This window comes from Nocardia heshunensis (assembly GCF_054782115.1).
The window spans coordinates 200,886-214,107 of the sequence record NZ_BAAGTC010000020.1 but is presented as its reverse complement, the minus strand read 5'-3'; the positions used below and the strand labels follow the sequence as shown (position 1 = coordinate 214,107).

Here is a 13,222-nt window from a genome sequence, read left to right as displayed (position 1 = left end):
TCAGTCCGGCAGGCGAACTACCCCGTCCAGATACCGGCGGCAGCGGCCGGTGAGGCGGACTCGGTCGTTGGAGAGGGCGCAGCGCAACGCCCCGCCTCGGCGGCTGAGCTGCCGGGCGGTGAGGGTGGTGCGGCCGAGTTCGCGGCTCCACAGGGGAGTGAGTTGGGCGTGGGCGGAACCGGTGACCGGGTCTTCCGGAATGCCTTGGCCGGGGGCGAAGACTCGGGAGACGAAGTCGACCTCGTCGCCTTCGGCGGTGAGGATGGCGGCGCGGTTCATGCTCGGGAAGGCGGAGAAGTTCGGGCGGGAGCCGCGGACTTCTTGTTCGCCGGTGACGAACAGGACGACGTCGGTGCCCTCGAAGGCGCGCAGCGGGCGCACGCCGAGGGCTTGGGCGAGGCGGTGCGGAACCTCCTCGTGCACATCGATTTCCACCGAGGACACCGACGGCAGGTCCAGCACCAGGTCGTCGCGGTCGCGGTCGACGCGTAACCAGCCGCTGCGGGTGTAGAAGTGGACGCGGTCCGCGCCGGGGTGCATGTCGTCGAGGATTTGCGCGGCGGCGGCCATGGTGGCGTGGCCGCACAGGTCGACCTCCACGGTCGGGGTGAACCAGCGCAGGTGGAAGGCGGGTGAGTTGTCCGGCGGCGCACCCGCTTCCGGCGGCAGGGCCGAAGTGTAGAAGGCGGTCTCGGCGAGATTGTTCTCCTCGGCTAGCCGCTGCAACAGCACATCCGGCAACCAGGACAGCAACGGCATGACTGCCGCGGGGTTACCGGAGAATGGGGCGTCGGCGAACGCGTCGAGCTGATGCAGCAGGACCTCCATGGCGCACAAGGTACCTGCGAATTCGGTTACTGCCCAGAAGGGCTGACCCTCCGGCGAGCCAAACCATGCGACCAGTTTGGAATCTGGGAGAACGGCAACGGCGGCGCACCTCGTGGTGCGCCGCCGTTGCTCCGGAATAGTTGCGAATCAGGCGTTTTCGGCCGACTCCTGCCGCGTGTGCGGCGACTCGCCGAGGAACTTGGCGCTGAGCCACCAGGCCACCTCGACCAAGACGACGCCGATCGCGCCGCAGATGATCGCCGAGGTAGTCAGGGCGACGTTCGACGGATCGAGTTTGAAGAAGTGACGGGTGAAGGGGACGGCGAACAGGATCAGGTATCCCGCAACGGAACCCGCTACCAGGAGGATCTTCCACCAGTTCCACGGGCGGGCGACGATGGCGAGGACCCAGACCGCGACGATCAGCAGGGTGATGAGGGCGGTGGTGCCCGCTTGGATCTTGGCGGTTTCTCCGGCATCCGGTCCCTTGTAGGCGATCAGGTAGGAGATGAAGGTCATGACGCCGATGACCGATCCCGACGGCACCGCCAATCGCATGACGCGGCCGACGAATCCGCTGCGGGCGCGCTCGTTGTTGGGGGCGAGTGAGAGGATGAAGGCGGGGATGCCGATGGTGAACCAGGCGGCGATCGTCACGTGCCGGGGTAGGAACGGATAGCCGATCGCCTTGTAGCTGAAGATCTGCGATCCGATGCCCGCGATGCCGACGAGGAACGCCAGCACCACCGAGTACACGGTCTTGGTGAGGAACAGGTTGGAGACGCGCTCGATATTGCCGATCACCCGGCGGCCCTCACCGACCACGTAGGGCAGGGTGGCGAACCTGTTGTCCAGCAGCACGATCTGCGCCACCGACCGGGTGGCGGGGCTACCCGAACCCATGGCGACACCGATGTCGGCGTCCTTCAACGCGAGCACGTCGTTGACGCCGTCACCGGTCATGGCGACGGTGTGCCCGCGCGACTGCAACGCCGCGACCATGGCGCGCTTCTGATCCGGCCGTACCCGCCCGAAGACGGTCTGCTGGTCGAGCACGTCGGCCAGTTCGTTCTGATCCTCCGGCAGCTTGCGCGCGTCGACCGGATGATCCCCGCCAGCCATGCCCAGCGAGGTGGCGACCGCACCGACGGAGACCGCGTTGTCACCGGAAATGACCTTGGTGGAGACGTTTTGGGACGCGAAGTACTCCAGGGTTTCCTTGGCGTCCGGTCGGACCTTCTGTTCGAGCACGACCAGCGCGGCGGGGGTCACCGTGCCTGGCGCGTCCGGGGCGTCGACCGGGCGGTCGGCGCGGGCGAGCAACAGCACCCGCAGCCCCTTCGCGCCGATTTCCTGTGCGGTGGAGGCGATTTCGGAATCCGGGTCGAGCAGGACATCGGGTGCGCCGATGAGCCAATTGCCGTGCTCGCCGTAGGACATGCCCGACCACTTCTTGGCCGAGGAGAACGGCGCGACCCCGGTGGACTGCCAGCCGGGTGCCTCCGGCAGGGCTTCCTTGATAGCCAGCATGCTCGCGTTCGGCCGCGGGTCATCACCGGCCAGTGCGGCGAGGACGTGTCGCAGCTGCTGGATATCGTCGGGAGCTGCCCCGTTCCCGGCCGCGTGTTCCGTCCCGCCGATGTCGCTCGCGGGCCGAATTTCAGCGAGCCGCATGCCGTTCTCGGTGAGCGTGCCGGTCTTGTCGGCGCACACCACATCCACCCGGGCCAGCCCCTCGATGGCGGGCAGTTCCTGCACCAGGCACTTGCGCGCACCGAGTCGGACCACGCCGACCGCGAAGGCGATGGAGGTCATCAGCACCAGGCCCTCGGGCACCATCGGCACCAGCGCGGCCACCATGCCGTTGACCGCGGGCCGCCAGGATTCCTTGGAGGACACCAGCTGGTTGTAGATGGACAGCAGTCCCGCCGGAATCAGCAGGTAGGTAATGACTTTCAGGATGGTGTCGATGCCGCTGCGCAGTTCCGACTTCACCAGTGTGAACTTGCTGGCCTCGTCGGCGAGTTTGGCCGCGTAGGCGTCCTTGCCGACCTTGGTGGCCCGGTATGCGCCGCTGCCGGACACCACGAAGCTGCCCGACATGATCGGTCCGCCAACGGTTTTGTCGATCGGGTCGGCCTCACCGGTGAGCAGTGATTCGTCGACCTCGAGCAGTTCGGATTCGACGACCTCGCCGTCCACCACGATCTGATCGCCGGGCCCGAGCTCGATGATGTCGTCGAGCACGATCTCCTGCGGGGCGATGGCCACCGCACCGCCCTCGCGCCGCACCACGGGCTTGGCCTGTCCGACGATGGCCAGCTTGTCGAGCGTCTGCTTGGCCCGGACTTCCTGGATGATGCCGACCGCGCTGTTGGCGATGATCAGCAGTCCGAACATCCCGTCGATGATCGACCCGGTCGCCAGCACCAGAATGAACAACACACCCAGGATGGCGTTGATCCGGGTGAAGACGTTCGCCTTGACGATGTCGCGGACCGATCGACTGGCCCGCTCCGGCACGTCATTGGTGAGCCCGTCCCGCCGCCGCTGCTCGACCTCGGCGGAGGTGAGTCCCAGCGCGGGTGGGCTGGGTGGACTAGCTGCCTGCGCAGTAATCGACATGCCCTCCACAGTAAAGGGCGATCAAAGAAACTGGTCCGTAGCTGCCCGTCACGCGCCGGACCAGGTGTGAGGATCATCCGATGTATTGACTGTCGTGACGTTTGTTGCGCGGGCTAACGTAATCGGGTGGCCGAAGCACCCGGAAACTCAGACGCAGCGGTCGATACGGCTCGGCCCGGACGGTCGACGGGACGTGCGAGCACCCGCGACAGCGGCATCGCCTTCGGCATCGGGGCCTATTTCATCTGGGGACTCTTCCCGGCCTTCTTCGGCCTGCTCTCCTTCGCGGGCGCGGGGGAGGTGCTGGCCGAGCGGATCCTGTGGACGCTGGTCGTCTCTATGCTGGCGCTGCTGATCACCGGGCGGATCGGGGAGCTGCGACGCATCGACGCCCGCACCTGGCGTCTGGCGGCGGTGGCCTCGCTGGCGATCTCGATGAACTGGGGCGCGTATGTGTACGGGGTCATCTCGCATCATGTGGTCGAGTGCGCGCTCGGCTATTTCATCAACCCGCTGGTGACAGTGGCCTTCGGCGTCCTCATCTTTCGTGAGAAGCTGCGGGCGCCGCAGTGGGTGGCGCTCGGGCTGGGCGCGGCTGCGGTCATCGTGATCACCGTCGACTACGGGCGGCCGCCGTGGATCGCGTTGATCCTGGCCTGTTCGTTCGCGACCTACGGCCTGGTCAAGAAGGTGATCCGGCTGGATGCGCTGCCCGGCTTGGCCGCAGAAGGTCTTGCCGCCGCGCCTTTCGCGCTGATCGCGGTCATCGTCATCGCGGTCACCGGCAACGCGACCTTCGGATCCAGTGGCGCGCACACCGCTCTGCTCATGTCGACCGGCCCGGTCACGCTGGTCCCGCTGGTGTTGTTCGCGCTGGCCGCTCCGCGAGTTCCGTTGTCCACCATGGGAATCCTGCAATACCTCACGCCCGGACTGCAGCTGGCCTGGGGTGTCGCCGTCGGCCACGAGCCCATGCCAACCTCCCGTTGGGCCGGATTCGCCCTGATCTGGCTGGCATTGGCCATCTTCACCGGCGACGCCTTGCGGCGATCGCGCCGGAAGGCCGTGGCGGTCGCTGCGGAATAGGCGAAACCGCACACCCCTCATGCGATGTGCGGTTCCACCGGGGCCGGTCAGGGCTTGCGTGCGCCCTGGGCCTTCTCCACGAATTCGTTGGTGTAGGTCGCGTTCAGATCGATGCGGTCCTGCACCGGCGACACATTGCGTGAGTACTGCCCCAGAATGCGCAGGACGTTCTCCGCGCCTTCGCGTTTCATCAGCCCGTCACCGTTGAACATGCTGATCGAATCGGTGATTGACTTGACGTAGAGCTTCGGATCACCGCCCGCGTACTGCGACGGCATCTTGGCCGCGATCTCCTCCGGCGTGTGGGTCTTGATCCACTGCAGCGTCTGTACGAACGAGTTCGCCAGCTTCTGCACGATGTCGGGATGCGCGGTGACGGTCTCGCAGCGCATGTACAGCGAGGCGGCGGGGTAGAGGCCGCCGAGCGCCGCCCGGGTGCCCTGCTCATTGCGCATGTCCAGCAGGATCTTCGCGTCACCGGTGCTGACCATCTTGGCGACGGTCGGATCGGTGGTCATGCCCGCGTCGATGCCGTTGTGGTTCATGCCCGCGATGAAGGTCTGTCCGGCACCGACTTTCACCCGCGTGTAGTCGGAGGTCTTCAGTCCGGCCTGCCCGGCGAGGGCCTGGGTGAGGAAGTCGGTGGAGGAGCCCAGCGAGGTGACACCCAGATTGCGACCCTTGAAGTCCGCGGGCGACTTGATCGACTCGGCGTCGTGCTTGGAGACCAGCTCTACTTCGCCTGGGACGTCGGCGAATTGGACCACGGTCTTCAGGCACTGATCCTTGGCCTGCAGGTCGATGGTGTGATCGTAGAAGCCGACCACGGCCTGCACGTCGCCGGTGAGCAGCGCGGTCTCGGCGGTCGCGCCGGACTGCTCGCCCAGCAGTTGGACGTCGATATCGTTGGCCTTGAAGAAGCCCAGCTTCTCGGTGAGCATGGCCGGGAGATAGATGACCTTCTCCAGGCCGCCCACCATGATGGTGATCTGCGGCCGCCCGTTCTTGGCGGGAATGGTGCGCGAGTCGCGGCAGCCGGTCACCAGCAGCAGCGAACTGATCGCCAGCAGGATGACGGCAATATGCTTGCGGTACTTCATGCTCAGATCCCGCCGTGGCCCGCGGACGCCTGCGACGGACGCCATTTCAGCAGCCGGTTCTCCGCGATGCCGATCAGCCACTCGGCGACCAGCGCCACCACGGTGATGATGATCATGCCCGCGTAGATGCCCGCGGCGTCGAAGGTGCCCTGCGCATTGCTGATCAACAGGCCCAAACCCTTGCTGGCCCCGGCGTATTCACCGACCACCGCGCCGATCAGCGCGAAGCCGAACGCGGTGTGCAGCGAGGACAGGATCCAGGTGGTGGCGCTGGGCAGCACGATGGAGCCGAGCACCTGGCGGCGGCTGGCGCCCAGGATGCGGGCATTGTTGATGACATTGCCGTCCACCTCGCGGGCGCCGGTGAAGGCGTTGAAGAACACCGCGAAGAACACCAGCACCACGACCGTCGCCACCTTGGACTGCAGGCCCAGGCCGAACCAGATGATGAACAGCGAGGCCAGCACGATGCGCGGAACCGCGTTGAGCGCCTTGATGAACGGGGCCAGCACATCCGCCCAGTAGCGGGAGCGACCCAGCAGCACACCCAGCACGACACCGGCGACGGTGCCGATCACGAAGCCGAGGACGGCCTCCTGCACGGTCGTGTACAGCTGCAGCCAGATGGAGCCGAATTGCGTGCCCTGGCTGAACCATTCGACCAGGCGATCCCAGATGAGGGACGGCTTGGAGTAGAAGAACGGGTCGATCCAGTAGGTGGCGGTCAGTTCCCACGCGCCGAGCCATAGGACCACGATCAGGGCGCGCAGGCCCCAAGTCCGGATCTTGTTCTTGCGCGCATTCGAGCGGACCCGGGCGAGGATCTGCTCCTCGGTCTCCACCTCGAATTCCGGTGACGTAGCGGCGGTTTCCTTCAATACATCAAGCGACACGAGTCGCCCCCTTCGAGCGAGCCGCCTCGACCTGATCGCGCAGCGTTTCCCAGATTTCCTTGTAGAGGTCGCGGAACTCCTCGGTGAGCCGCACCTCCTCGACATTGCGTGGGCGGTCCAGGGTGACCTTGAAGTCGCCGCAGACGGTGGCGGGGGAGGCGGTCATGACGACGACCCGATCGGCGAGGGCGATGGCCTCTTCCAGATCGTGGGTCACGAAGATGACCGCGGCGTTCGTGCCCGACCACACGCGCAGCAGTTCGTCCTGCATGAGCTGGCGGGTCTGCACGTCGAGCGCGCTGAAAGGCTCGTCCATGAGAATGATCTCGGGATCGTTGACCAGCGTCTGCGCCAGCGACACCCGCTTGCGCATACCGCCGGAGAGCTGATGCGGGTAGTAGTTCTCGAACCCGGCCAGCCCGACCGTGCGCACCCAGCGGGCCGCCTGCTCGCGGGCCGCGGCCTTGGGCACGCCGCGGAACTTGGGGCCCAGCGCCACATTGTCGATGACCGACTTCCACGGCAGCACCGCGTCCTGCTGGAACATGTAGCCGACACCGTCGGGGATACCGCGAACGTCGCTGCCGCGCACCAGGGTTCGACCGGCCGACGCGGGCTCCAGGCCGGAGACCAGCGACAGCGTGGTGGACTTACCGCATCCGGTGGGGCCGACGACGGCGACGAATTCGCCTGCGGCAACCGTGAAATTGAGATCGCGCACCGCGGTGTGGATGCCGCCGTTGTTGCCGGGGAACCGCTTGGTCGCACCGCGCAGTTCGATCAGAGGCGCGTCGTTGTGCCGGACTGGCGGCTCGCCGCGACCTGTGGTCGTTGTGCTCATTACTGCTCCTGTTTCCAGTGCCGCTGCTGCGGCGTTGGACAGAAGTTACGTGGGCCGGGTCACACTCCATCCAGTTGTGCGCGCAAGTCACACAACTGATGATTCGCCCGTTTTGCGCATTCTGCTCATGTGTTTGCGGAGGGTTGTCTACACTGTCGCCCGTGCTTTCGCTCGGCCCCCGCTCCGTCCGGCTCCGGACCCAGATCCTGCTGCTGCAGATCGCCGTGGTGGGCTTGGCGCTCGGATTGGCCTTCGGCGTCTTCGCCTATGTCAGCGGGCAGCGGCTCTCCGGTGAGTACGGCCAGCGGGCCCTGGCCATCGCCCGCACCGTCGCCTCCGACCCGGAGGTCCGCGCCGAGGTCGCGCGCTACGCCGGGACCCCGCTGAAACCGGGACCGCAGCTGAAGGACGAACTCGCGCGCGGCGATCTCGAGCACCTCGCCGACGATGCCCGCCTGCGCACCGACGCGTTGTTCGTGGTGATCACCGACGACGCCGGGCTGCGGCTCGCGCATCCGGACCACGACCGCCTCGGCGAAATGGTCAGCACTGATCCGTCGAAGGCGCTGGGTGGCACCGAATACGTCATCCAGGAGCACGGCACGCTGGGGGAGTCGGTGCGCGCCAAGGTGCCGGTCTTCGCGCCCAATGGCGAGTCCGTGGTCGGTGAAGTGTCCGTGGGTATTTCGACCGCGGCCGTGCGCGACCAACTGCTCAACGACTTGCGCCGCGCGGGCCTGCTGATCGGCGGCGCGCTGCTGGCCGGTATCGCCGGATCGGTTTTGCTGGCTCGTCGCTGGCATGGCCTGACCCTCGGCCTGGAGCCTTCGGATCTGGCCGACCTGGTCCGCGAACAGGACGCCGTCCTGCACGGCATCGGTGAGGGCGTGGTCGCCGTCGACGCGAAATGGCGCATCACCGTCGTCAACGACGAGGCCCGCCGCCTGCTCGCCATCGACCCCGCCCCCGGCAGTGAACTCGACGCCATCGGCCTGACTCCCCGTGTCCTGCAAGCCTTCCGGGACGCCGACGGTATCCCGGTACAGGCGGCCGTCGAGGACCGCATCGTGGTGGTCACCGCCCGCTCGGTGGCCCGGGACGGCCGCTCCCTCGGTGCGGTCCTCTCCGTCCGCGACCGCACCGACGTCGAATCCCTCACCCGCCAACTGGATGCCGTGTCCACCATGAGCACCGTCCTGCGCGCCCAACGCCACGAATTCGCCAACCGCCTCCACCTCCTCTCCGGCCTCCTCCACACCGGCCGCCCCGACGAGGCCACCCACTACCTCGAAGAACTCCTCGGCTCCGGCCCTCTGGGCGCGGCCCTCCCCGGCATCGACACCATCCGAGACCCCTACCTCCAAGCCTTCCTCTCCGCCAAGGCCGCCCACGCCCGCGAACAAGGCGTCCACCTCCGCCTCGGCCCCAACACCTGGGTAGACGCGAATCTCGCCGCCCCCGTAGACGTCACGACAGTCCTCGGCAACCTCATCGACAACGCCATCGACGCTGCCGCGGCAGGCGGGGCCGAATCTGCTCCCCGTCATTCCGGCGTGCATTTGGCCGGAATCCACCCGGCGAGTGTGGATCCCGGCCAAACGCACGCCGGGATGACGAGTGAGGCCGCCGGGACTACTGGTGAGACTGGCGGGACGGCTCTCGGTGGACTCGGGCCTGTGGTCGAGGTGGAGTTGGTGCGGGAGGGGGAGACGTTGCATATCGCGGTGGTGGACAGTGGTGCGGGGATCGAGGCCGAGTTGGTGGATTCGGTGTTCTCCGAGGGGGTTTCGACCAAGTCCGGCGGCGGTGTGGGTGGTCGCGGGCTGGGGCTGGCGTTGTCGCGGCAGGTTGCCCGGGCGCGGGATGGGGATGTGCGGCTGGCGGATCCCGGGGGCGCGGTGGGGGCTGAAAAGAGCTTGCGGGGAGCGGAATTCATTGCCCGGATGCCGGGTGTTTTGACGGAGGAGGAGCCCGCGTGGGCGGAGGAGAGTTGAGCGTGTTGGTCGTCGATGATGACTTTCGCGTGGCGAACATGCATGCCGGGATTGTTTCGGCGTTGCCGGGATTCACGGTGGCGGCGACGGTGAACAGTGTGGCCGCCGCGCGGGCCGCCATCGGCGAGCAGAGTTTCGATCTGGCGTTGGTGGACGTGTATCTGCCGGACGGGTCGGGGGTGGATCTGGTGCGGGAGATGCGGTTCGACGCCATGATGCTTACCGCCGCAACGGAATCGGCGACCATTCGGGCGGCGCTGTCGGCCGGGGCGCTCGGGTATCTGGTGAAGCCGTTCGACCATGCCGCGCTGGCCGCCCGCCTGGCGGGCTATGCCCGCTACCGCCGACTGCTGGCCGTCCCGGAGGTGACGGCCGGTGACGTGGACGCGGCGCTGGCCGCACTGCGCCCGGCGGTGGCTCCGGCAGGGGCTGCGGTCACAGGTGGTTCGGCGGCGGCCTCGCCGACCAAAGATCTTGTACTGCAAGCTGTTCGCGCGTCCGACGCCCCCATGTCGGCTGCCCAGATCTCTGCGGCCATCGGGATCTCCCGCGCCACCGCGCAGCGCTACCTGGCAACCCTGGTCGGCGTGGGAGACCTACGCATGCAACTGCGCTACGGCAGCACCGGCCGCCCGGAACAGGAGTACTCCGCGCCCCGCCGCGCCTGAGTGCGCGGCAGCGCTCAGATGCCGCCGCCGATGCACGTGCCGTCGCTGAACTGCCGCCCGGCCAACGTGCACGCCAGCTGGTCGAGCGAACGGGCCAGCCCGGCGGAACCGGTCTGCATGAGGATGGTCTGAATCAGGCTGACGCCGTACGAGGCGGCAGATCCGGCCGAGACGGAACCGGAGTCGACGACGGGTGCGGTCGTGACCGCGAAGGTCGACGGCGCCGGATCCGCCGCCGCCGTGCCGCCCATCGCGAGCGTGGCGCAGAGAGCCGTGGCAGCGGCAGCGGAGTAGAGGTATGTGCGCATCATGAACTGTCCTCTGGGGTATCGAATCTATTGAATCCCCGACGATTCGGCACAGTACGTGGGTTGACAGGTGAACGACTGCCCCGAGTTCCTGGGGCCGCTATCCCAGGGGCAGGCTCGCGATCCGAACGCGATGGCCGGGACCTGAGCGGAGGGTGTGACGGTTCGCACAGGATGCTTGGCGAATTCGCGGCGGGTTGGTTAACGTCGATGGCGTGACGGTGCTCCTGTTGGCCGACTTGTACCGGTCCAGGGTCGGGATCGTCACGAGTACAGGAGAATTCCTATTTCTATCCAGTTCAACCACACCATTGTTGCGAGCAAGGACAATCGAGTTTCCGCCGAATTCTGGGCGGACATTCTCGGGGTGGAGGTGGGCAAGCCGTACGGGCCGTTCATTCCGATCACCGTCGGCAATGGCGTCACCTTCGACTTCGCCCCGATGCCACCGGGTTTCGAGGGCGAACCGCAGCCCCAGCACTACGCCTTCCTGGTGTCCGAGGACGAATTCGATGCGGCCTACGACAAGATCAAAAGGTATGGGTTGACCTATTGGGCCGATCCGCGGCAGCAGGGCGTCAATCAGATCAACCACAATGACGGCGGGCGGGGGATCTATTTTCTCGACCCTGTTGGTCACTATATGGAGCTGATCACCGTGCCGTATGGTGGCTGGCCTCAATAGGTTTCACGCGGAAACCGCGACGCCCAGTGACAGGGCCGCGATGAACTTGGGCCCGCTCTCGTAGAAGCGGTCGATATCGCGGATCTCGAATCCCGCGGCCTCGATCAGCCCGCGAATATCGCGGTTGAGGTGGCAGCCGCCGGCCATGGCCTTCTGTACGGGGTTCAGCCGGTTCTGCCACTTCACCACACCGGGATCCGGTGCGAGGCCGTGCTCGACGAAATGAAAAGTGCCGCCGGGCACCAGTACTCGGCGTACTTCGCCGAGCGCGGTCTCGACGTCCGGGATGGTGCACAGCGTCCAGGTGGACAGGGCCGAGTCGAAGCTGTTGTCCTCGAACGGCAAATGCTGCCCGTCCAGCCCGGATCGTTCCACCGGCACCGTCGAGGCGGCCACTCGCTCGGCCGCCATCCGCCAGCCGAGGTCGGCCGGTTCCACGGCGCTCACCGATTTCACCGTGTCCGGATAGAACGGCACATTGCGCCCGGACCCGAACCCGATCTCGACCACGCGCCCGTGCAGGTCGGCGCAGACCCGTTTGCGGTCGCGATTCAACATTTTCGAGCCGCACGACAGGTCGACGATCCTGGGCAGCACCCGGTCTTCGTAAATTCCCACCCCACCACTCTCGCAAGCGAAACGCCCGTGCGCCACGTGCAATCGGTCAGTGTGTCGACCCGAACGAGCTCAGTGTGTCGGCGGGAAACGCTGGGTCAGCCAGTCGGTCACGAACGTGAGCACCTGCGGGTCGATGGTGGTCTCGATCTTGGCGTACTCGGACGGGGCACCGGTGTCCGCGGGCTGCATCAGGTGGTTGAGGCCGTCGAAGACATGCACGGTCGCATCGGGATCGGAGGCGAGCAGGGTGCGGGCGGGCCCCTCGTTCTGGGCCGAGGGCACCTGCAAATCCTTGGTCCCGTAGAACGCGAGCACCGGCACCCGCAGCGCGGACAGGGCGGGCGCGGGATCGTAGGTGACCAGGGCGGCCATGTACGGCGTGACCAGCTCGTCGATCGCGGCATCGGTGAGTTTGCGCTCGGCGGGCAGGGTGTCGTTGTGCTGGTGCGCGAACTGCTTGGCGGCGGCCAGATCTCCGCTGCGGATGATGGTGTCGAGGCTGTCGACGAAGGCGACCTGTTCGTCGATCTGCTCCTGGGTCGCGCCGCCCGCGGCCATGATCAGCTTGTTCTGCTCGGTGAGGATGTCGTAGCCGGGGACCGCCGGTCCGGCCATCAGGATTTCGAAGGCGACGCCATTGTCGGGGCGCATGGCGTACAGCGGTGCGAGGTAGCCGCCCTCACTGTGACCCAGCAAACCGATCCGTTTGCTGTCGATCTCGGAACGACCGTGCAGGAAGGTGATTCCCGCGGCGATATCGTCGGTCAGGTCCTGGTAGCTGGCGGTGTCCAGCTTGCCGCCGGTCTTGCCGATGCCGCGCTTGTCGGTCCGCAGCACCGCGTAGCCCGCCCGCGTGAAAGTATCCGCGAGCAGCAGGAACGGCTTGTGATCCAGGATCTCCTCATTGCGGTCGTTGGGGCCGCTGCCGTTGATCAGCACCACGGTCGGGAACGGCCCGCCGGTGTTCGGCTCGGTGAGCGTGCCCGCGATGGTGATGTCACCGCTGGGATAGCTGACGTCCTCGGACTTGTACGGGTACGGCGGTTTCGGCTCCTGCGGCCGCGCCGGACCCTCGACCTTGCCGCGGCTCAGGTTCAACGGGAAGCTCTTGCCCGACTGCGTGAACTGGCCCTTGATGCTGTCGGAACCCTTGTCGTACTTGCCCTGATACGACGGATCACCGGGCACCTTCGCCAGCGCCCAGGCGACATTGTCGTCGCCGGTGTGCACGCCGCTGAGCTGCGCGTCCACCACCCCCTGCGCCGGAATGGTGATGGTGGCCCGATCGGCTCCGGTGAACGTGACACCCAGCGCGATCGGCTTGTCCGGGATCTCGATGCTGCCGCGCCAATCGCCGGTCACCCCCGCGGGCGGCGAATCGTGTTTCGGCGACGAGCATCCGGCCACCACCAGGGCGACCACAACGAACACGGCTGGCAGCAACGACCGCGGCGTACGCATGCGCCCCAGCCTACGCAGCATGATCGCGGACACGCCGGAACCCGCGGCGATCTCGGTAAACCCCGTCGCGGTAACGCCCGGGTCTCCACCCGGACACTCGAAATAACCACTGGGC

General features: G+C 66.8%; 12 protein-coding genes. 4 read left to right on the top strand and 8 right to left on the bottom strand.

Annotated elements, in window-relative coordinates; all coding sequences use genetic code 11:
* Together ACYVN4_RS37220 and ACYVN4_RS37215 are read right to left on the bottom strand one after the other, a co-directional pair.
* Positions 1-828 (bottom strand): PhzF family phenazine biosynthesis protein, encoded by an 828-nt coding sequence (locus tag ACYVN4_RS37220; protein WP_460727552.1) that lies wholly within the window; start codon positions 826-828, stop codon positions 1-3.
* Between the two features lie 147 nt (positions 829-975).
* Complete coding sequence (locus ACYVN4_RS37215) at positions 976-3,453, bottom strand: cation-translocating P-type ATPase (protein ID WP_460727550.1); 2,478 nt, start codon at positions 3,451-3,453, stop codon at positions 976-978.
* Between the two features lie 216 nt (positions 3,454-3,669).
* On the opposite strand from ACYVN4_RS37215, the gene rarD reads away from it, so the two are divergent.
* Positions 3,670-4,539 (top strand): EamA family transporter RarD, encoded by an 870-nt coding sequence (gene rarD / locus ACYVN4_RS37210; protein ID WP_460727933.1) that lies wholly within the window; start codon positions 3,670-3,672, stop codon positions 4,537-4,539.
* A 47-nt stretch (positions 4,540-4,586) separates the two neighbouring features.
* Here rarD and ACYVN4_RS37205 read toward each other — a convergent pair whose 3' ends face one another.
* Genes ACYVN4_RS37205 through ACYVN4_RS37195 form a run of 3 tightly spaced genes read right to left on the bottom strand, consistent with a single transcriptional unit; the run spans position 4,587 to position 7,373 of the window.
* Positions 4,587-5,639, bottom strand: a complete 1,053-nt coding sequence (locus tag ACYVN4_RS37205; protein ID WP_460727548.1) for an ABC transporter substrate-binding protein — start codon at positions 5,637-5,639, stop codon at positions 4,587-4,589.
* A 2-nt stretch (positions 5,640-5,641) separates the two neighbouring features.
* Positions 5,642-6,532: an ABC transporter permease gene (locus ACYVN4_RS37200; RefSeq protein ID WP_460727546.1), complete on the bottom strand. Its 891-nt coding sequence runs from the start codon at positions 6,530-6,532 to the stop codon at positions 5,642-5,644.
* Entirely contained in the window at positions 6,522-7,373 is an 852-nt protein-coding gene (locus tag ACYVN4_RS37195) for an ABC transporter ATP-binding protein (protein WP_460727544.1), read from the bottom strand. The genes ACYVN4_RS37200 and ACYVN4_RS37195 overlap by 11 nt, the downstream gene beginning before the upstream one ends.
* Positions 7,374-7,534: 161 nt before the next feature.
* Here ACYVN4_RS37195 and ACYVN4_RS37190 point away from each other — a divergent pair, with 161 nt between their 5' ends.
* Both ACYVN4_RS37190 and ACYVN4_RS37185 read left to right on the top strand, forming a co-directional pair.
* The gene (locus tag ACYVN4_RS37190; RefSeq protein ID WP_460727542.1) at positions 7,535-9,367 is read left to right on the top strand and encodes an ATP-binding protein; all 1,833 of its coding nucleotides are present in this window, start codon (positions 7,535-7,537) and stop codon (positions 9,365-9,367) included.
* Positions 9,349-10,035 (top strand): response regulator, encoded by a 687-nt coding sequence (locus ACYVN4_RS37185; protein ID WP_460727540.1) that lies wholly within the window; start codon positions 9,349-9,351, stop codon positions 10,033-10,035. The genes ACYVN4_RS37190 and ACYVN4_RS37185 overlap by 19 nt, the downstream gene beginning before the upstream one ends.
* Before the next feature lie 14 nt (positions 10,036-10,049).
* On the opposite strand, the gene ACYVN4_RS37180 is transcribed toward ACYVN4_RS37185, so the two are convergent.
* Positions 10,050-10,346, bottom strand: a complete 297-nt coding sequence (locus ACYVN4_RS37180; protein WP_460727538.1) for a hypothetical protein — start codon at positions 10,344-10,346, stop codon at positions 10,050-10,052.
* 283 nt (positions 10,347-10,629) lie between these two features.
* Between ACYVN4_RS37180 and ACYVN4_RS37175 the strand changes: the two genes are divergently transcribed.
* A complete protein-coding gene (locus ACYVN4_RS37175) occupies positions 10,630-11,028 on the top strand; it encodes a VOC family protein (protein ID WP_460727931.1) in 399 nt (132 codons plus the stop codon).
* Positions 11,029-11,031: 3 nt separating this feature from the next.
* Here ACYVN4_RS37175 and ACYVN4_RS37170 read toward each other — a convergent pair whose 3' ends face one another.
* Both ACYVN4_RS37170 and ACYVN4_RS37165 read right to left on the bottom strand, forming a co-directional pair.
* Positions 11,032-11,646, bottom strand: a complete 615-nt coding sequence (locus ACYVN4_RS37170; RefSeq protein ID WP_460727536.1) for a class I SAM-dependent methyltransferase — start codon at positions 11,644-11,646, stop codon at positions 11,032-11,034.
* 69 nt (positions 11,647-11,715) lie between these two features.
* A complete protein-coding gene (locus tag ACYVN4_RS37165; protein WP_460727534.1) occupies positions 11,716-13,107 on the bottom strand; it encodes an alpha/beta hydrolase family protein in 1,392 nt (463 codons plus the stop codon).
* Between the last annotated feature and the right edge of the window lie 115 nt (positions 13,108-13,222).